The following is a 19817-nucleotide window of genomic DNA, read 5'->3' as shown; positions in this document are numbered from 1 at the left end:
ACCGTATGAGCACGATCTCTGAGGCCACCTTCGTCGACCTCTATCTCGGAGACGGCTTCGCTGACGTGAAGGGACTTCCTGACCACCCTCCTCGGGCACCTGCTCCAGGAGAGTGGCTAGAGGAGATCCAGGTGCTACGTGAACGCTGCCATAAACACTACACCGCAACCCAGGAACCAGAATTTTCGCTGATTCATGAGGGTGTTGTTTTCCGCGTTACCCAGCTATCGGACCTCAACAACAAGTCCCTCTTTGTGTTGAGTAAGTCAGCCGTAAAGATTCTTCCACTGGATGATCTGGGGCTGTCCGATGAGCTCCACGACACGCTCCTAAGCCAAGCGCTTAGGGGGCTCATTTTCATCTGCGGAGAGATGGGATCGGGCAAGACCTCAAGTGCCGCTTCTCTGGTCAAAGCACGTCTCGAAAAATGGGGTGGTATGGCTCTCACGATCGAGGATCCTCCAGAGCCTCTGTTGCACGGCGTGCATGGAGAAGGCAGGTGTGTGCAGGTTCCGGTTTCGCGCCGCCAGGGTGGTTATGAGGAGGCACTCATCCGGGCTCTTCGCACCAGGGCCGAGATGATCCTTGTCGGTGAGGTTCGAGACACCCCTACAGCTGCACAGGTTGTGCAGGCATCGATCAACGGGCACTTCATCATCTGCACAGGGCATTCAGGCTCTGTGATTCAAGGGATAGAGCGTCTCGCCGTGCTGGCCCAACCAGTGTTGCCGAACGCACTCCAGATACTTGCTCAAGGGCTCATCGCCGTCATTCATCAAACGCTGCTGAAAGACGGCAGTGGATTCAAACGTCTCAAGCTGCAGTGTCTCTCCTTGGCCTCCAGCGAAAGTAACGGGATTAGAGAAAAGATCCGATCAGACAAGATGCAGATGCTCGAGCAAGACATAGCGAGCCAGGCTGCGAGGAGCCTCTGGAATGACCAGTAGTAAACGCAAACAAGTAGGGATGTTGACCATTGATGCAGTGATGGCGCTGGCGGTGCTAGCGCTGATGACGACACTTGCGACAGGTTTGATCATCAGGCAGCAGGATTCGCAAGATTATGAAATTGCTGCAAATAAGCAGAAAACCATCGCCGAAGCCCTCAGCAAATACGTCAAAGACAACTACAGCACCGTCCTGGCCAACGCGACGGCGACAGCTCCGGTGCAAATCACCGTCCCGATGCTCATCAATACAAAATACTTGCCTGCGGGGTTCACTGATTCGAATAGCTTCGGCCAGACCATTGTCGGGCTGGCTCGCAAGCCAAACCCCAACCAGCTGGAAGTCATCGCACTATCAATCGGTGGCCAGGCAATTCCAGAGCTCGGGATCCGGAGCATAGCTGAGCATCTGGGCGGCCCTGGCGGTTTTATCTCCTCGACCTCGCCGAATGTCATCCAAGGGGTTAGGGGTGGCTGGCAGCTCGCACTGAGCAACTACGCCATCAACCCTGGTCCAGGCCATACAGCGAGCGCGCTATTTTTAATGGACGGTGACCTGGCCAACGACTACTTGTATCGAAATGCAGTACCCAACCGACCTGAGCTCAACAGGATGAATACCCACATCGACATGGGCGGCAACGACATCAACAACACGGGCACGCTCAATGCAACAACGGCGAACGTGTCCGGAGAAACCTACACAGGAGGCTGGTTCAGGACCCGCGGAGATACCGGCTGGTACAGCGAAAAATGGGGAGGTGGCATCTACCAGTCTGACGCTGACTATGTGCGCATTTTCAACGACAAGGGACTCACCACTGGAGGTGAAGTAGCCGCTGGCAAGGTCACCTCCTCGAGCACGATTACAGCGAGCGGCCGGCTCGCAACAAACGAATACCTGTCGATCGGGGGACTTGCTAATGAGGGTGATGCCTGCAGCGACAACAAGCTCATAGCTAAGAACTCAGCCGGCCTCACACTATCTTGCCAATCCGGTGTGTGGAAGACACAGGTTGGAGACCGTTGGGTGGGTCGTTTGGACTGCTACTCATACTGCTGGCGGATGCCCTGGTGCGAACCCATACACGGGTGCCTGCAGTTGCCCATCGGGGTATTTGCCAAGATCTCAATTCGCGATCGCGATTGGCGGGGCCAGCCCTGCGTTTCATACGGTTGCTATAAGCCGTGATAAGCAACAGGAACGGAGCTCGAGACGATAAAACGCACCAGCATAAGAGGCTGCGCAAGGTTCAGTTATTGAACCAATACGCAGTTACGGATGGTTCGCGGCCGGTCGTAAACGACGTTAATACAATAGCTATAGCTTGAGTATTGACCCACGCAACCGATAGAACTCCAAGCACCGCCACCGAAGTCGATCGAACCGTCATAGGGCATTTGTACATAGGTGTGAGTTACCAGCTTCCACACGCCGGATTGGCAATCATGGACTAAAACAGTGAAACGCCGTTGCGTTGCCCCATCCCCAGAACGCGGCAACGGAATGCCCAGGCGGGCAGCTACAGGAACCAGTTAGAGGGTTAACGGAACCACAGTTGCCCCCGCCGTAGTCCCGGACATACATTCCGCCATATCGCCCGTCCGATCCGGTTTTTTTCCACACGCCGGATTGGCAAGGTTGGATCATCTGGCGATAGGTCGAGCTAACCGAGACTCACCGATCCACTAAAAAAATGTGTGAGGTGCTGAATAGGCCAGATTTTGCGGCAGGCAAAGCGGATCCAACATGATGATGTCAGCTTCACGTACCTGCTCAAGGTACTGGTCAGGAGCTGGGATGGGGCGCCGGTCCCTCAACGCGAGCATTAGATGCCTGAGCAATGCATCCTGAGCGCTTCTGAGCGCATCTTCAGGCGTTGCACCTTGCCCCTCGACGCTATCGAAGTCCAAGACCCGTATGGTGACCCCTGAGGACGTTTTCTGAGCCACTGCTGGATAGGGAACGAGGTGGTTTAAAACTACCTGCTGACCTCGATGCTTATTGCCCTCCAGCTTTTTAACCAGGTTGGTGGCCTTCAAGTGGGTATACCGCTTCAACATCGCTAGGCTCTTGTGCCCGCTGATCGCAGCGATCTCCATCACGTCGAGGGTTCCTAGCTCGAATAGCCGGGAGCATGCTTCATGGCGCAAGTCATGAAAATGAAGGTCCGGGATCTCGAGTCTCAACACCATGATCCGCCAAGCAGACTTCAACCCATTGTTTGTGTAGTTGAAAATTCGCCCGCTGGTTTTGACACCAAGACGTATCAGTGCATCACGCGCTTTGATGCTCAGGGGAACATCTCGCTTCGAACCATTCTTAGTGTCGGGCAAATGCGCGATGCGGCTTCGAAGGTTTACATGCTCCCAACGCAGGTTGAGCAGCTCACCCTGACGCATCGCGGACTCGATAGCCAACAAGACTATCGAATAAAGCTCATGAGTTGGATGGCCATGGCAGTAGCGCAGGATCCGCCGCTCCTCTCGAGGTGTTAGGCGCCGATCACGACCTGGTGGAGCCTTAGGCTTGCGAACCTTCTCCACGGGATTGCTTTCGCATACCCCCCACTCGATCCGTCCGACATCGAACACATTCGAGAGCAATGACATTTCAAGTCGCACAGTCGAGCTTGAAATTAACCGTCCAGTACGTGGGTTCGTCTGCCCTAAGCGTAAATCCCGATACTCTGCAATATCCGGACTTTTAATCTCGCGCATGGTCTTTGCAGCCAATGCCGATCGCTTCAGCTGTGCGAGCCGATAAGTCTCCTGCACGTACCCCTTTTTGAGTACGGACACCTTTTCTTGATATCGCTGCAGGCCTTCGGCCAGGGTCAACTCACTCACTCATGTCTTCCAGCTTGGCCTCGATCTGCATGGCCAGCTGGACGAACGAAACCTCCAGTGCATGACTGAGGCTGAATAGTGTGTCGAGGGTCGGTGAACGCAGCCCACGCTCAAGCAGACTGATGTATGAACGGTCGAAGCCGCTTTCAAACCCCAGCCTTTCTTGTGACAGGCCTCGGCCCTTACGCAACTGAGCCAACACACTGCCAAATGCAGCGTTGTGGCCTCGCTCAGTCATAGGTTCGTTGTTCATTGTCGACCTTCGTAGAAAGGTCGAATTCTGGAAGGCGTGACTATTGTCGTCAGCGGACTATAGTCCGCAGAGAAATTCACGGATGTGTAGGCTTTCAGTTTCTCAAGGACGACCAAGCTTGGGTCGAACACACTCTTGGGATTGCTAACTGAGGATCAAATCATGTGGTTTTACTGGGCGGTTTTCACAGTGCTTCTGCTGGTCACCAGTCTGTCTGTACAGTACCAAAATGACTCAACAGCGCTTTCAGACCAGGCGGACTTGGACTCTTTGAGCCGGAATATGCTCGTTTATCGGTCCGCTGCAGCCGAGTATGCCAAAAATAACCCCGGATACTCCGGCATCCCTCAAGATGGGGTGCTGAACCTGCCATCATGGTTTGTGAAGCCTTCAGGTGTCAGTGCCTATCTGGCCATGGGCCAGAGTTACACGTTCATTGCAGTTTCTGCACCAGTTGGGCTTCCTGCAGCGCTTTTTGAACGCACCCAGTCGACAGCCGTAGGGGTGAACCGTGCCGGCCTCCTGATTTCACCATCGTCCGGACAAACGTCGATTACCATTCCCTCAGCAGTTCCCGAGGGAGCAGTAGTGGCGGTCAATTGACTACAATCGTGTGAAACAGGTGGCCCCTGGCTTGCATATGCGTAAGTCCGACAACATAATGACATCAATATTGGTTTAACCCCGCTGGCTACTGACGGTCATCAGTAGCGCCCAGGTGTTGCGGTTCGCTTCAACACCAAACCTAAGCACGTTTAGCTCCGGGAAGGACGTGTGGATCCTGTAACTCTCCCTGTGTCTCCCTGCTCTCCTAGTCGCGCAGCCGTCTAACTCGTGATCGAGTTCACAGGCACATAGAGTTTGAAAGGGTTCGGTGCATATCTAATCGAAGGGCCACTTTGGTAAAGTGGCCCATCCTTTTTTCCCCTATTTGGGTAGCCTCATTGCCTTGCTTCAGGGTGATGAGGCTACCCAATTGGGTGTAGTTCTTCACTGCCGGTGGCCCGCCGGCGAAAAGCTGGGCTCCTTTTGTGCGCGGATGCGTGCCCCACGTTTGCTGGCCAAAGCCACGAAAATGGTCAGGTGGAGAGAATCGAGGCGATCAATGCCCAGGGATCGACGATTCCAACACAGGTGGCTCCTTCAACCTTTTTTCTAGACACGGCTGGACCTGCCTCCAACGGCGGCTCTAGCCGGCCTTCCCCTTTCCCCCATCAGCCCTCCATATCTCCCCCCGCTTGACACAACCTGCTCCCCCTCCGATTATTAGGACGTGATCTGCTGACGTCGTCAGCAACATGCCCAAAGGTCGTTCAGCTTCTGGTAGTACGATCAATCGACCGCAGTCGATAGAAGCCCCTTCCGCAAATCCTGCAGGGAACCACGTCCCTGCCGGGCGTAGTGTTTCTCTGCCTTTTCTTACAGCCCATTCAAAACACACCCAGCGGGGAATTCACTTCCCATCAGGGTCAGTGTTTCTCCGCATTTCAACCGCAGGAGAAGCACTATGAATGATATGCCTTCACCGTCGTCTTACTTCCGTATTGGCTATGCGCTCGGCACTCTCACCAGAGTGTTCCTTAGTGCGCTGAAACGTCCCTCACACGCTGAAGTTGTCCACGCCATACCCACAGCTACCGTCGTGGCAGCTGCATTTGATACTCGCAATGACTGGGAGGAGCTCAGTCGTGTGCCTACGCTCGCTCGCCGCGGCGTGGACCTAAATCAGTGGTTTGATAGCAATACCAAGCCTGCTGCCCCGGCGAAACGTCGTACACGTAAACCGGCGAAACCTAAAAAGCCGCTCCTTGGCTCCCTGGATGAACTCATAGCCCCAGTAGCACCGCTGTAAATCCACTCCCCCTCATGCCAGGCACCTCACCTGGCGGGGTGAAGGCCTGGCGATCTAAGGAAAGCTATGGTCAACAAAAAAAGAGCTGTGATTGCAGATGACCTTCGCAAGATCGGCACCACCTCCGTCGCCGCTGGCATCGTAGGTATCTTCCTCAGTGATCATCGCCTGCTAACGGCTTTCGCGCTTGTTGTAGGTGTTGTAATCTGGATCACAGGCATTTGCCTCACTCCGGAGGACTGACATGAGCCAGACAACTTTTGGCCTCATCATGCTGACTGGCCTGCTGCTTGTTTGCGTAAGCATGGCTGTGTGGGCCGACTGGCCGAACGTAAAACGTAAGTGCCAAAAATTACTTCGTGCCCATTAATTCTCAGACCAAGCCCTCCACCCAGAGGGCTTTTTCTTTCTGGGGGCTTGACAAGCGAATAGTCCGTTTCCATTCTTGTAGGCGTGTGCTGCTGACGTCGTCAGTAACCCAAGCCCGAGCAGTCATAATCTGAAAGACTGCCCACCTTCACAGGTGTTGATTAACCCAAGATCGCCAAGCTTCCGGAAGCGCGATCAATCAGTCAGCAATGATTGATGGAAGCAGCCAAACTAAGCTACATCAGCATACCCACCATCCCGAGCTCTAACCCTCGCGGGGAATACTTTCCCCCATGGGCGAAGTGTTTCTCCGCTTTCAACCGAAATTGGAGATTCACCATGAGCAATGACACTAAATACTTTGACCTGCACACCACTGGCATCGGCTACCTGAACCGTATCCGCGAAGTAACGCCACGCAAAGGCAACCCCTTCATCGCTACAACCATCGCCGCTCTTCATGGAGCCAGCGATGCTGTCGAGTATTCTTACATCGACTGCAATGTCGTTGGTACCGAAGCAACCAAACTCGTCCGCCGCTGCATAGAAGCGGTCGAGGCTGGTAAGAAAGTCCTTGTGTCTTTCCGCATCGGTGATATCTGGGCAGACTCGTTCACTTACGATAAAGGTGAAAAAAAGGGTCAGTCTGGTGCAAGCCTCAAAGGCCGGTTGCTCTTTTTGGGTTGGATCAAAGTCGACGGTGAAACCGTTTACGAAGCCAAACCCAAAGACGATAGTGAAACCGTCCACGAAGCCGAACCCAAAGACGCTGCTGATTCCGATGTCTCTGGAGATGCTCAACAAAACGCCGCATAACTTTCGGCAACTTCAAATCAAGGCGCCGCCTCAGGCGCCTTTGTTCTTACAAAAGGAATTGTCCATGAACACAATGCTCAAGTTAAACCTCATCGCATTCGCCGCCAGCGTAGTTCTCGGAGACCTGGTGCTGATGAGCTTCTCCCTGATTGGCCTTGTAGGTCATTACTTTCACAATAAAAACGAGACACAAGAGCATTCGTTTATCGCTTAATTCTTAGCTCCTACTTCCCCTAATCGAAGCACCGCTATTTAATCAAGGAAATGCCCATGTGTATCGACGAGAACGAGTTAGATGGCTTTGAGCTGTCTTACAGCGTGCAAGTTGGCACTCAAAAACTTGAGCTTTTGGTGGTTGGCCCCCAACTGCTTGCAATATTGATAGACGAACTAGAATCGGGCGAATGCTATTGGCAGCTCACCGACGCTTGCGGACAAGTTCTGCAACGCTCCAACCGTTACGAGGACCGGGCTCTCTGCTTGCGCGATGGTCTGAACTATGTGCTTCCAACGCGGTAGGACAACCTCGGTACCTCCCAAGGTCGGTTATACGCTGGCCGGTTAACTTATCAATACCCTCTACGGGCTCATCGCCCGTTGGGCTGGTGACCCTCTTTCTCAGGAGAATCACCATGCCTCAAGCCACTCAGATCTTCGCCGGTCAAGTTTTCGTCACTAACCCATTTGTCTCGAGTTCCTTCCTGCGTCTCGACATCCTCGAGCAGCGATTTGCCGAGCAGGTTGAGGAACTTCAAGAAGAGGCAATGCATGCTTGTGGCCTGTACTTCGAAATATACGAGGCTCACCTGCTCAACTCATTGTATAAGCAAGTGGCGTCCTATCAGTTCCCTCATGACGAGTTGTTCAAGCGAGTAGCTGCACAGCAAGGTATCAAGCTGGACAACCAGCACCACCTCCTTGCAAAAAAGGCCGCTCTTGCCTTGATGGACAATATTTACGAAGGCATGCCGTTCTGACGCTAACTCTCACTATTCCAATATCAGCTCTTGAGGTAATCCTCAAGAGCTGCCCTCAGCCGCTGCCAGATGGAGGCTACGCATGTCATTTTCTCATTCATCAGCGATGGACTTTGGCACCCAACTCATGCGGATACTCGACATTCGTACCGATTATGAAAAGGCTGAGATTACTGGTGATGCAATATCCAGTTACCAAGCTGAGATCGAAGCACATATAGCTGGTAAAGAAGCTCAGCTCTCAAATAAACCAAGTACTCCTGCATTGTTCAAAAACGTACCTGCACTTAACAAGGCCTGGATGGCTGGAACAGTGGCAGCTATTAACGGTGGAGGCTGGTCCAGAGTGGACCCAGACGATATTACTCCCCCAATCGAACCGCACCCCATCCATGACTGATCCTCTGCATCATCGCGTCACCTGGCACGACGATCTCGTCGCGCCACCCATTCCGGATTGGTTCGCTGTCGTCGACAGCGCCTCCAAAGGAGCCAGGGTTTAAGGCTCCGGCGCACTGCGTTAACCCAAACCAAAGATCGCATAGCACTCGGTAGCGCGATCGCATCGGCCAGTTGGTCGATGGAGTGTTTCAACTTCACCTACCTGCGAGGATCTCATCCTCGCGGACGAGGCCTCGCTCCATGGAGACCTCGCATGTCACCTTCCACTGCATCACCAGTCGCCTATCACACCTACCCAGTAATACTGGACAACGCCGCTTGGATGCGTGCGGTTTACCTAAAAAACCCATTACGGGTTGCTGAAATGAGCCAGCGCCTAGCAAGCGTTGTTCAAGCTGCGTGGCAAGAGCTAAAGCTGCACCAGCACACCTCTCCGATCTCATTCGGGGTTTATGCAAAACGGAGTTCTGGACGCACACGCGACTGGATCCCGCTTTCGCTGCAAGTCAACTTCCCAGCAGGGGAGTCGCCATACATCTCAATCGAGCTCCAGCAAGTCTGAACCAACAGCTTGCCTTTCACTTCACACCACCCAGAGGGGCCGCCCTCTGGGCGACTCCTCCCTTAGAGGATGTCTCATGACCCACTCCCGATCAAACCCCTTCTTCCGTGGTTACCAAAACTTCCTCCTTACCCGTGAACTGATGATCACCCCTGACGTAGCTGGCGAGGTCTATGAGCCTTGTTATCGATCACTCATCAGCCATCAGGAATCGCTCCAAGACTGGCAACTTATCGGTAAAGAGTGCGTGTACAACGATACTCATGCTGCTGCCATTAACGGCCCGTCCTCACCCGAAACCGAAGCCCTGACGAACCAGGGCTTTATCCATACCGTGGTTTACTCATTGCACGGAGAAAACAATGGCACCTCACAGCAGATCTGTGATTTGGGATCTGCTGAAGTTGCACAGGTACTGATCAACCAGTTGTCCTTCGAAACCGGGTTTTACAGCCGCGTTTTCGAGGTTACATCTGCCCATTTGCCTGATGAGGAATGGGATGAACTTCAACACCTGGTAGAACACGCAGATACGACTCAACTCATGTTCGAGTGCTTTGCCCTTCCAGATAGCGATGCTGTTGGCTTCAAACTAATCGGCACTCCCTGGACGGACAAACACCTGAATGCAATTTTGGGTTTCGATCTTTCAACTCTGCAGGCCCGACAGGCAGAAGAAGGTTTTCCCGAGGAGTTCATTCGTGTACTCACTTTGGCAGGGCAAGCTGATGTTCGAGTCCGATCATCGACCCCAACGGCTGCCGATTAGAAGGATTGCCGGTCTTCTAGGTTCTTTTCTCTAACCACCCTCGCGGGAGCACCCGCAGGTGCTCCTCTGGCATTTCGGGGAGCCTCTATGATCACTATCAAAGGCCAACTGGCCATTCGTACTGTCTCCGGCCGGCTTGGCCTCTTCAACGTTGGGCGTCTTGCTACGTCAATCGGTGAGTTCACCATCAAGGATGCCCTGCTTGATCAATACCAGGAGGGTAAGTACCAGGGCGATTTTGCTATCAAGCAGATCCGCCCTTCGTACTACTCACATGGTGGGCGGCTGGTCGTGGAGATCAGGGCCGAACTCGAAGGGATGACCCTCGATGAAGTAACGACACTCAGCGAAGAAGATGAGGAGCAACTGTCGACGAACGTTCCCGATCCGTTGGAGGAGGAAACGGCGACACCCCTTGCGTCCCCACCGGTTTCTGAGCCCGCGACTCAAAAAACGTCCAACAGCGCTCTCGCGTCGGATGAACCATTCGGAATGGAGCCCAAAACTCCAGCGGCAACAATCGACACAGCAGCCGATGCGGAGTTGTTCGGCACTGTTTGGCCACTGACAGAAACAGTGAAGCTCGACACCACTGTCGACCGAAAGCGTCTGCGAGCCCAATGCTCCCGCATGGAACAGCTCGGTTACTCCATGGATTTCAAAACCCAAACCTGGAACAGGAAAGCAGCATGAATCCAATCTTCAACCACCCCGAGTTCAGTGGTCTCCTTTTGACCATTACCTGTGCTCTTCGAGAGGTCGAGATCGACGATATTGCTGATCTCTTCAAAGCTTCATTGCTCGACCGCTCGTTGGTCGAACCAGCCATTGAAGCACTTCGCCAGCGTGTACACAGATCTTCTCCTGAGGGGGCTGTGAGGCAGGAATACCAAGACTCAGTTTTTGCTCAAGAAACAACACTTCGGCTACTGCAGCGGCTCGATCGCAACATCCAGCTCAACCGTATCTGCCTTTAATCGCTGTTCAACCACACCCTGAGGAGCCTCCTCAGGGGGCTCCTCATTTCAACCAGGAGCAACCCAATGAACCCACTGTTCAGCAATCTGAGCGAACAAACCCTTTCAAATGTTGAAGAAGAGTTGTCCAACAACGACTCGGCAACAAAAGAGGAATTGGTCGACTTTTTCATCGAAGAACTCGGCTTGTCCTTAGAACAGGCCGAAGCTGCTGTAGAGCTGCGTAGCCAATACCTGATTCAGATTTTTCATCAGGGTCAAGGACCGCTTCGACAGACAACTGCAACCGCGTTCGACCCAAGCACCGGAACATTCCGGTAAACCTCTACCACCACTCACCCCAGGGGGCGTTCACGCCCCTTGGGAGTGCGCCTCCTCTCTGGAGGCAAACATGCGTTCCACTCCGCTGTATCAGATTGAGGAATGCCCTGACCTGTATGTCGATGCTTGCGTCTGCGATGAGCAGCGTAATCTAGTCTTCATGTCGGCCTGGGGCCGCGACACCGCACTGCAGGAGTTCCTGGCCAGGCTCACGCTCGGACGGGATGAAAATGGTCTCGACCAGTTTCACATCCTCATGGACGGTCGAAGCATTCCCGTATTTCCCAACCAGGACATGCTTGAAAAGCGCACAACGCGGCAGTTCCGCGGGACCTTATTCGGCGGCATGTTGCACCTCTGGCTTTTCGATCGACGCGCCTCGGCGCCCGACCAGGCCAATCACTTTGCCTTTGCGCTCCTGGAGCGTGACCAGGATCCCCTGCTTCGGCTGTGGCCGCTGGTCATGGAGACATGCCCGCTTCCCCTACTCCCACACTGGCGTGAGCCGGTGATGGACGTCCTCACCCAGCAGCAGATGCTGACGGCTCTACCTGGCTCGATCGGCAACGTCAGCGCCTGGCGGCTTGCTCTCCAGCTCGACGTCCTCGAGCCGCAACTTGGCGACCTCATTCGCCAAGGTCACTTAACAACCGAAGCTCAGGCGCAGGCCTGAGCTCTCTCACTCAAGGAACCATCATGGCCCTAATGTTTCCCCGCCTTGCACGAAACTTTGCTCGCAATGGCTACTATCCAACCGACGAAGTCACCCTCGAGCGCTCTCTGCAGGCGCTCGTTCAAGCTCAATCCGGAAAAATGAGGATCTTCGACCCCTGTGGCGGTGAAGGTGTAGCGCTGGCTGAAGCAGCTCACCTGCTCGGTCGCGACCAGGTCCACGCATTCGCCGTCGAATACGATGCCGAGCGCGCAGACCATGCTCGAGGCCTTCTCGATCGAGTGCTGCACAGCGATCTCTTCGACACCCTGATCAGCCGGCAGTCGTTCGGCTTGCTCTGGCTCAACCCACCCTACGGCGACCTGGTCGCGGATCACTCCGGTGCCTCGCAGTACCAGGGCAGCGGCCGGCGGCGTCTGGAAAAAGCGTTCTACCAGCGCTGCCTTCCCCTCCTGCAGTACGGTGGGGTGATGGTGTTGATCGTTCCGCACTATGTGCTTGACGACGAACTATCAGGATGGCTCAGCAACCACTTTGCCAGCCTGCGCATTTACAGCGCTGCGGACCCCACATTCAAGCAGGTAGTGATCTTCGGCATCCGAGTGCGCCGGCAGGACCTGGCCAGAACTCACGTTAACCAGGTGAAGTCTCAACTGCAGGCAATCGGCGCAGGTCAGGAACAGGCGGAACTAATACCGGCCTCATGGCCATGGGAACCGTACCTGATCCCATCAGCTGCAAACGAGCTGGAACACTTCTACCGTGTCACCTTGGAGCCTACGCAGTTCGCATCCGAGATACAGCGACTGCGAGGCCTTTGGCCTGATTTCAACCTGCACTTCGGGCAAATCGGCCTACAACTCAGGCCGCCAGTCCGTGAACTCTCGCGCTGGCACCTGGCACTAGCCCTAGCGGCCGGCGCAATCTCAGGCGTTGTACGCTCGAAGTCTGGGCGTACCTTGGTCGTGAAGGGTGACACCTACAAGGACAAGGTGCGCAAGACCGAATTCACCGAGGATGAGAAAGGCAACGTCACAGAGGTCAGGATCCTCACCGATCGATTTATCCCAATCATCCGAGCGTGGGACATGACGCCTTCGTCAGTGAATCTTGGCCGAGTGCTGACCATCAGCTCTTCGGCAGGGACCAATGACGAAGCATCTGTGCCTGAGGAACGAGCAGCAGGACCGCTCTTCAATCCGGGCCGGATCGTAATGACCTCCACTCTCAGCCACCTGGTTGAAACTGAACACCTCGACCCTACCCAATTCCTCAGGCGTCATCTGTCCGGCGACTGGGGGGAACAATGCGATGACGACCGGGCTTCGAACAAGAACGCGCTGATACACGGTGACAGGCTGTTCTCCAGCTATGACATCGATGCCGGCGGTGAAACCAAGCTCTGGATCATCACCGAAGCGGATCGCAGTTACACAACTTTGCTGCTCCCCAGCGATTACTAAACCCCGTCCATAACTCCCAAACCAACCCGCAGGGTATGCCAATACCCGTAGGGGTCGTGCATGCCCTGCTTTCCACCTGCAGGAGATGCACATGAACGCTTTAACTCAGCCACTGGCTACTTCCCCCCTGAACATCAACCTCACCGATTTCATCGATGAATTTGGTGATGAACTCCTTGAGTCGTTGAACCGCTCCAACCCTCCTGTTTACACCGGGATTGCTCACGAACAGCGCCAGGCAGTAATGGACAACCTCAAGCGCAAGCCGTTTGCGGCCCAGGCTGATGTCGTCCAAGCCATTGCAGCACTGCTACTCGATCGCAATGAGCAGGCCGCGATCATCAACGCCGAGATGGGTACCGGGAAAACGATGATGGCCATCGCTGTTGCTGCCGTTATGCACTCAGCAGGCTATCGTCGAACTCTCGTCATTTCCCCACCTCACCTGGTCTACAAATGGCGCCGTGAGATCCTAGAGACCATCCCAGATGCCCGTGTGTGGGTATTGAATGGCCCCGATACGCTGATCAAGCTGCTCAAGCTGCGTGATCAGTTGGGGCAAACCTATGACGGTCGCCAGGAGTTCTTCATCCTCGGTCGTGTGCGGATGCGCATGGGGTTTCACTGGCGGCTCGCCTGCTCTAAAAGGCGCGCCGCCGGCGGACAACGACTCGCAGCTTGCCCAGATTGCGGCCAGGTCCTCGAGGACCTGGAGGGCAACCTGGTTACCGTGGACGAGTTCGAACGTGGTGATCGCCGCCGCAACTGCAACGCCTGCAATGCGGCTCTCTGGACACTCATGCGCCCTGGTAAAGCAGATGGCGGCGACCGGCGCTCTACGATTTTGAAATCGATGTGCCGTATACCCACGATCGGCCCAGTCCGGGCAGAGCGGCTACTCAACGACTTTGGCGAAGACTTTCTGGCCTCGATGTTGGTGGACAACGTTTCCGAGTTCATCAACCTAATGGACACCAAGGGCAACTTCATCTTCAGCGATCGCCAAGCCAAGCGTATGGAGCGAGCGATGGCCAACATCGAATTCGGGTTCGGCGAAGGCGGCTATCAACCAACAGAGTTCATCAAGCGCTACCTACCGGATGGGTTCTTCGACCTACTGGTTGTTGATGAGGGGCATGAGTACAAGAACAGCGGATCGGCCCAGGGCCAAGCTATGGGTGTTCTCGCGGCAAAGGCACGCAAAACCGTGCTGTTGACCGGGACGCTTATGGGCGGCTACGCCGACGACCTGTTCTACCTTCTGTTCCGTATTCTGACCCGCCGAATGATCGAGGACGGCTATCGGCCTAACGCACGTGGCAGCATGGCGCCCGCGGCCATGGCGTTCATGCGCGATCACGGGGTCCTGAAAGACATCTATACCGAGCGCGATGGAGATTCGCACAAGACAGCCAAAGGCAAGAAGCTCTCAGTTCGAACAGTGAAAGCCCCGGGCTTCGGCCCGAAAGGCATCCACCGCTTCGTACTGCCCTTCACCGTGTTCCTCAAGCTGAAAGACATCGGCGGGAACATCCTACCTACCTACAACGAGGAGTTTATCGACGTACCAATGGCACCTGGTCAGGCATCCGCCTACCAGAGCCTGGCCTCCAAGCTGACAGCGGAGCTTAGACAAGCCCTTGCACGGCGAGACACCACCCTTCTGGGCGTTGTCCTCAATGTGCTGCTGGCCTGGCCAGACTGCTGCTTCCGATCGGAGATGGTCAAGCACCCACGCACTCGCGATACCCTGGCCTTCGTGCCGGCGATTTTCAACGACGAGCAGCTGATGCCCAAGGAGCAGGCTTTGTTAAGCCTTTGCATCGAGGAGAAAGCGAAAGGCCGCAAGGTCCTCGCCTACACCGTCTACAGCGGGACACGCGACACAACGTCCAGGCTGAAGAAGGTCCTCGAGCAGGCCGGTCTCAAGGTGGCGGTACTGCGGGCCAGCGTTGACACCTCTCGCCGTGAAGACTGGATCCTCGATCAGGTCGACCGTGGCATCGATGTGCTGATCACCAATCCGGAGCTGGTCAAGACCGGGCTGGACCTGCTTGATTTTCCAACCATCGTGTTTCTGCAGACGGGGTACAACGTTTACACCCTGCAGCAAGCAGCACGACGGTCCTGGCGTATCGGGCAGAAACATCCAGTGCGTGTAATTTTTTTTGGCTATGCCGGCAGCTCGCAGATTACCTGCCTGCAGCTTATGGCCAAGAAGATCGCAGTAGCTCAAAGCACGTCAGGAGATGTGCCGGAGTCAGGATTGGACTCTCTGAACCAAGATGGAGACTCGGTTGAAATGGCACTGGCCAGACAACTCATTGCTGCATAACTCACGGCCACCTTTGGGTGGCCCTTTTATAAAACTAACAACCTTCAACATCAAAATTAACTAAAAGATTATAAACTAATAAGCTACCGTGCCTCAGCCGTATAAAATTACTTTGATTTTGGTAACACTAGCATATAAAAATACTTACTAGCCTGAGCTTCGTTTTAGGTATGCCGGCTACGTATTGAGCACCGAAGAACTCAACCAAACCACTAGGCGAAATTCCTTGAAGATAGAGCAGAAAGCCTCACCTACAAAGTAATTCCTAGGTTTACTCCTCAGCGGGCTCTAGCCTTCTTTTGACAACATTGACTTTGCAATAGCAGCTATTTCACAAATATGATTATGAATAAAAAAGTGATCACCACTAAGTAGACCCTTACTAAAACTAGATGTTGTATACTTTTCCCACAAACCGATTTTGTCTGAGAAGTCCTCTTCGGTCCCCATCACTACATGAAGTGGAATATCAACCGGTTCAAATTCATAGCTGTCTGCACGCTCAGCCACTTCAAAATCAGCTCTGATAACAGGTTCAAAAAATGAAAACAACTCCGAATTATGTATGACACTGTCAGGCAAGCCGCCAAGATCAAGTAACACCTGCTTTAGCTCCTGAGTCTCAAGAAAAGCAGTATTCTTATATTTAACTAATTTTGGACCTGCATGTCCGGTAAAAATAAGAGCTGATGGTTTTTTCTCATAGTCCTCTAGCATTCGCGCGACCTTCAAACCGAGTATTGCCCCCATACTATGTCCATATAAAATAAAAGAACTCCCAGTAAGCTGTGATACAATTTGCTGAAACATGTCTTTAGCAGCGGCCTCGAAGCCTCGGATAAGTGGCTCAGCCATTCTCCTTCCTCTTCCAGGCAACTCTACCGAGACAACATCAAAATCAAGCAACGCCGGTTTCATAAACTGGTATGAGTAACAGTTTCCACCCGCAAAATGTAAAGTAAATATTTGTGGCTTCTTCATAAGCATAGGTTCTCTAATTAAAAAAGCAGTGCATCACGCAGTGACGCACTGCTATCAAGAGCTACTGAGGACTATGTGCAGATATACCCATAAAGCCCAAATACCTCGAAAGAAGCGACTTATCGATTGGAGGTGTTTCTATTCCACTTCCTTTAAGGAACTCAGAAGTATTCTTCCTATCAAAGTAATAAGTCATTTCATATGATTCGACCAGAGATTTTCCTGGAACGATCTCCTCGGTGAATAGGCTTAACAAGCTATATAGTGGGCTATGTTCATTATCCTTCCATTTACTTAACCACTCACGATAATGGATAGGCCGGAGTTTAATTCCGAAATACTCATTTAATTTCTCAAAAAACTCCGGCACAGATATGTCATGCACTGGCTCAGGAACGAGGTGAAAGAATTTACCAGGAGCCTCTTTATTCTGAGAGATATGTACAATGGCTTTTGCTACAAAGTCCACAGTCACCAATTGATCCTTAAGCCCCATGATCATGGGATAGGTTCCGAGAGCTACACAGCAGCGTACGAAACTTCCCCACCACTGGTTCATTTCTGTAGCACCGCTATCATTCTGGCACATGACGAATCCTAGTCGAATGCCAATAACAGGCAGCCCTTTCTTTTTTGCTTCCTCCAAGATATTTTCCATAACCCATTTGCTTCTGACATAGTTAGTATCCCTACAAACCACGGACAGATTCTGATGGATATCATCATCTTCACACATCCATGTTTTACCTGTAGTCAGATATCCCCAGCTAAAAACGGCAATGGTGGAACAGGCAACCAAATACTTCAACTTTGACGTTGTCGCAAAGCGAATTATTTCCTGAATCCCATTTACATTGACCGCTTTCATTTCGGCGTATGGCTTTACATAGTTAACATTTCCACCGGTATGATAGACAATTTGAATATTTTTTGATGTATCATCGAAATCTGAATCCGACATCCCGAGTTGTGGTCGAGTAAAGTCCCCCAAGATAGGAAGGATTCGACTAGATTGCTCTTCGGGCCAGGAAAGTCTATATTTTCTTAAGGTAAACTTTATCCTCTCAATAGCATGCTTCGCACTTTCCGCTCTGACTAGGCAATATATTTTTGCCGACGTTTTATCTAGCAACTCCAACAACAAGTGCACTCCAACAAAACCTGTCGCACCAGTCAATAGTATATTTTCTGGATTAGCTAGAACACCAGGATCAATATCCGATGGAAATTCATAGTCCGCCGCAAGCTTGATATCACCAAGTAGAGTCTTCTTAGACTCATGCATTTTCTCTTCAAACGTGAGCGGGCGCTTATTTTCTCGAAGCTTTATCTCTCGCGCCAACTGCTCAATACAGGGGTAGGTATAAAGATCAACCAATGTCAGTTTATTTCTTATAGACTCTGGCAAACTGGTGAACACACGCACAATGGCAACTGAATTCCCTCCTACTTCAAGAACATTGTCCTGAGCTTTAATATCGTCCGCCTGCAAAACGTGCTTCCATATTGCAACAAGTGTCCCCTCAATATCACCTTCCACAATATCATCTAACGAAAGCTCCTCCTCCTTCATTAAGGACTGAAGTGCTTTTCGATCGATTTTCCCACTAACCGTCTGCGGAAAATAGTCCAAAATAAAAATCTTATCGGGAACCATGTAGGAAGGAAGAGTATTTTGCAGAGCCTTCCTAATCTCCGCCTTTATTTTTACCTCATCTTTAGCGTGATAATTCGACAGAGTAACAAAAGCCGCTAGCACTGGCTGTCCCAGTTCCTTACTCACTATTACAACCGCAGACTCTCGGATATTTTTTATTCTGTTTATTGAGTTCTCAATCTCGCCAGATTCAATGCGAAATCCTCGAACCTTGAGCTGCGTATCGTTTCTCCCTATATATTCAATATTTCCGTTCGGTAATAGCATTACAATATCGCCAGTCCTATAAAGCCTCTTACTTTCAAGCTTTCCAGTTTTTGGATCAGCCACATCAATATATACAAATTTTTCTTTTGTCAGCTCCGGCCTATTTAAGTACCCCTGAGCAAGTTGCGCACCACCAATAAAAAGCTCACCTGCCCCCCCTAAAGGTGAAGGCTTAAGCTCTTCATCTAATACATAAAAATCAACACCAGCTAAAGGACTCCCGATATTCTTAACGCTTTGCCCAGCCACATACTTATGGCAAGTTACAGCAACTGTCGCTTCAGTTGGGCCATAAAGATTGTACATTTGAAGTCTATCGGCCCAGTACAGAAATACATTATCCGCGCAGGCCTCACCACCTACGACAATACTTTTAAGCTCTCCTATTGGCTGCCCGGTCGGAAATGTAGCGAGAATAGTCGGAGTAATCATTGGGATAGTATCAATACGATTCTCCCTAATGTAGTTCAACAATGCTTCACCCAACAACTTATTATCTGGATAAAGATACAATGTCGCACCAATCAGGAGTGGCATCCATGTATCAACAAACGAAGCATCGAATGTATAAGAAAGAATCTGTATAGCGGTATTTTCCGATGAAACATTGAGCACCGGTTGAACATTTTCAATAAAGCTCGCTATTGCACTATGTTGAACGGCTACTCCTTTCGGAACCCCGGTACTTCCAGACGTATAGATCACATACATCAAACTGGATAACGGAATTTCTTTTAAAACATTATCGCTTGATTGCTTTTCAACTAGAGCCTTCTCCTGATCACTATCAGGAATAATTAAAGCCCCTCGAAATTCGGAAAATTTATGCTCATATGCTTTTGAGGTTATCACCAATTCCGTTTGTGTATCTTCAAGAATAAAATCAAACCTAGCAGTGGGGTAATCAGGATCAAGAGGTAAATAGACGGCACCGACTTTCACTATCGCCATCATAAACACAACACGGCTTATTGACTGCTCAACACATACCGCAACAATATCTCCACTCTCAACACCGCGTTCAATCAAGTGCCTTGCCAACTGATTTATTTTCTCATTTAGCAGACCGTAAGTTATACTATCAGAGCGATGCAACAAGGCAGTTTTACTTGACCTTAGCTTCGCCTGACTCTCAAACATATCGACGATAGTGATACCTTTTGCCTTTTCCATGTGCTATCTCCAAAATTCCATTTAATGTCATCAACCCACCAAAAACTCCACCTTATAAAGCTTTCACCAATGAGAGGAGGCGAGAACTAAGGGTTTTTAGCGATAAAGAATCGCGCTTTTTAAACCTATGAGAAGTGCCAAGTCTATTTAACCCCCACAGTCACACAACTGCA

The 19817-nt window shown here is 51.9% G+C and carries 21 protein-coding genes; 17 read left to right on the top strand and 4 right to left on the bottom strand.

Annotated elements, in window-relative coordinates:
- Positions 1-5: 5 nt before the first annotated feature.
- The gene (locus C4K39_RS15590) at positions 6-947 is read left to right on the top strand and encodes an ATPase, T2SS/T4P/T4SS family (protein ID WP_085597440.1); all 942 of its coding nucleotides are present in this window, start codon (positions 6-8) and stop codon (positions 945-947) included.
- Complete coding sequence (gene pilV, locus C4K39_RS15585) at positions 937-2139, top strand: shufflon system plasmid conjugative transfer pilus tip adhesin PilV (RefSeq protein ID WP_244935456.1); 1203 nt, start codon at positions 937-939, stop codon at positions 2137-2139. Before C4K39_RS15590 ends, pilV begins: the two co-directional genes overlap by 11 nt.
- A gap of 497 nt (positions 2140-2636) precedes the next feature.
- Here the strand turns inward: pilV and C4K39_RS15580 are convergent, their stop codons facing one another.
- Positions 2637-3797 (bottom strand): tyrosine-type recombinase/integrase, encoded by a 1161-nt coding sequence (locus tag C4K39_RS15580; RefSeq protein WP_124346912.1) that lies wholly within the window; start codon positions 3795-3797, stop codon positions 2637-2639.
- Positions 3790-4050: a helix-turn-helix domain-containing protein gene (locus C4K39_RS15575; protein ID WP_225926502.1), complete on the bottom strand. Its 261-nt coding sequence runs from the start codon at positions 4048-4050 to the stop codon at positions 3790-3792. The genes C4K39_RS15580 and C4K39_RS15575 overlap by 8 nt, the downstream gene beginning before the upstream one ends.
- A gap of 162 nt (positions 4051-4212) precedes the next feature.
- Between C4K39_RS15575 and pilM the strand changes: the two genes are divergently transcribed.
- The 15 genes from pilM to C4K39_RS15505 all read left to right on the top strand — a co-directional run bounded on the left by pilM (position 4213) and on the right by C4K39_RS15505 (position 15566).
- Positions 4213-4653: a type IV pilus biogenesis protein PilM gene (pilM, locus tag C4K39_RS15570; protein WP_124346911.1), complete on the top strand. Its 441-nt coding sequence runs from the start codon at positions 4213-4215 to the stop codon at positions 4651-4653.
- A gap of 904 nt (positions 4654-5557) precedes the next feature.
- Positions 5558-5902, top strand: coding sequence for a hypothetical protein (locus tag C4K39_RS31680; RefSeq protein WP_178083972.1), 345 nt, complete (start codon positions 5558-5560; stop codon positions 5900-5902).
- 66 nt (positions 5903-5968) lie between these two features.
- Positions 5969-6145 carry a hypothetical protein gene (locus C4K39_RS31530; RefSeq protein ID WP_164487294.1) on the top strand — a complete coding sequence of 59 codons (177 nt, stop codon included), beginning with the start codon at positions 5969-5971 and terminating at the stop codon, positions 6143-6145.
- A gap of 465 nt (positions 6146-6610) precedes the next feature.
- Positions 6611-7087 (top strand): STY4534 family ICE replication protein, encoded by a 477-nt coding sequence (locus C4K39_RS15560; RefSeq protein WP_085597443.1) that lies wholly within the window; start codon positions 6611-6613, stop codon positions 7085-7087.
- A 64-nt stretch (positions 7088-7151) separates the two neighbouring features.
- A complete protein-coding gene (locus tag C4K39_RS31525) occupies positions 7152-7301 on the top strand; it encodes a hypothetical protein (RefSeq protein WP_164487293.1) in 150 nt (49 codons plus the stop codon).
- Positions 7302-7357: 56 nt separating this feature from the next.
- Entirely contained in the window at positions 7358-7606 is a 249-nt protein-coding gene (locus C4K39_RS15555; RefSeq protein ID WP_124346910.1) for a hypothetical protein, read from the top strand.
- 113 nt (positions 7607-7719) lie between these two features.
- Positions 7720-8064, top strand: coding sequence for a hypothetical protein (locus C4K39_RS15550; protein ID WP_124346909.1), 345 nt, complete (start codon positions 7720-7722; stop codon positions 8062-8064).
- An 82-nt stretch (positions 8065-8146) separates the two neighbouring features.
- The gene (locus tag C4K39_RS15545) at positions 8147-8464 is read left to right on the top strand and encodes a hypothetical protein (RefSeq protein ID WP_124346908.1); all 318 of its coding nucleotides are present in this window, start codon (positions 8147-8149) and stop codon (positions 8462-8464) included.
- Between the two features lie 640 nt (positions 8465-9104).
- Positions 9105-9797 carry an ABC transporter substrate-binding protein gene (locus tag C4K39_RS15535; RefSeq protein WP_124346906.1) on the top strand — a complete coding sequence of 231 codons (693 nt, stop codon included), beginning with the start codon at positions 9105-9107 and terminating at the stop codon, positions 9795-9797.
- Between the two features lie 87 nt (positions 9798-9884).
- The gene (locus C4K39_RS15530; protein ID WP_124346905.1) at positions 9885-10490 is read left to right on the top strand and encodes a DUF3275 family protein; all 606 of its coding nucleotides are present in this window, start codon (positions 9885-9887) and stop codon (positions 10488-10490) included.
- Positions 10487-10774 (top strand): hypothetical protein, encoded by a 288-nt coding sequence (locus C4K39_RS15525; protein ID WP_124346904.1) that lies wholly within the window; start codon positions 10487-10489, stop codon positions 10772-10774. Before C4K39_RS15530 ends, C4K39_RS15525 begins: the two co-directional genes overlap by 4 nt.
- 66 nt (positions 10775-10840) lie before the next feature.
- Positions 10841-11095, top strand: a complete 255-nt coding sequence (locus tag C4K39_RS15520) for a hypothetical protein (protein WP_124346903.1) — start codon at positions 10841-10843, stop codon at positions 11093-11095.
- A 70-nt stretch (positions 11096-11165) separates the two neighbouring features.
- Positions 11166-11768 carry a hypothetical protein gene (locus C4K39_RS15515; protein ID WP_124346902.1) on the top strand — a complete coding sequence of 201 codons (603 nt, stop codon included), beginning with the start codon at positions 11166-11168 and terminating at the stop codon, positions 11766-11768.
- 23 nt (positions 11769-11791) lie between these two features.
- On the top strand, positions 11792-13231 hold the full coding sequence (locus tag C4K39_RS15510; RefSeq protein WP_124346901.1) for a DUF6094 domain-containing protein: 1440 nt from the start codon (positions 11792-11794) through the stop codon (positions 13229-13231).
- Positions 13232-13322: 91 nt separating this feature from the next.
- On the top strand, positions 13323-15566 hold the full coding sequence (locus C4K39_RS15505; protein ID WP_124346900.1) for an SNF2-related protein: 2244 nt from the start codon (positions 13323-13325) through the stop codon (positions 15564-15566).
- 288 nt (positions 15567-15854) lie between these two features.
- Here C4K39_RS15505 and C4K39_RS15500 read toward each other — a convergent pair whose 3' ends face one another.
- The gene (locus C4K39_RS15500) at positions 15855-16547 is read right to left on the bottom strand and encodes a thioesterase II family protein (RefSeq protein WP_164487292.1); all 693 of its coding nucleotides are present in this window, start codon (positions 16545-16547) and stop codon (positions 15855-15857) included.
- Between the two features lie 61 nt (positions 16548-16608).
- Positions 16609-19644, bottom strand: coding sequence for a non-ribosomal peptide synthetase (locus tag C4K39_RS15495; protein ID WP_124346898.1), 3036 nt, complete (start codon positions 19642-19644; stop codon positions 16609-16611).
- Between the last annotated feature and the right edge of the window lie 173 nt (positions 19645-19817).

Source organism: Pseudomonas sessilinigenes (genome assembly GCF_003850565.1).
In the GTDB taxonomy this organism is placed as follows: Bacteria; Pseudomonadota; Gammaproteobacteria; order Pseudomonadales; family Pseudomonadaceae; genus Aquipseudomonas; species Aquipseudomonas sessilinigenes.
The sequence above is the reverse complement of the archived record's forward strand: the minus strand, read 5'-3'. Positions and strand labels throughout refer to the sequence as shown.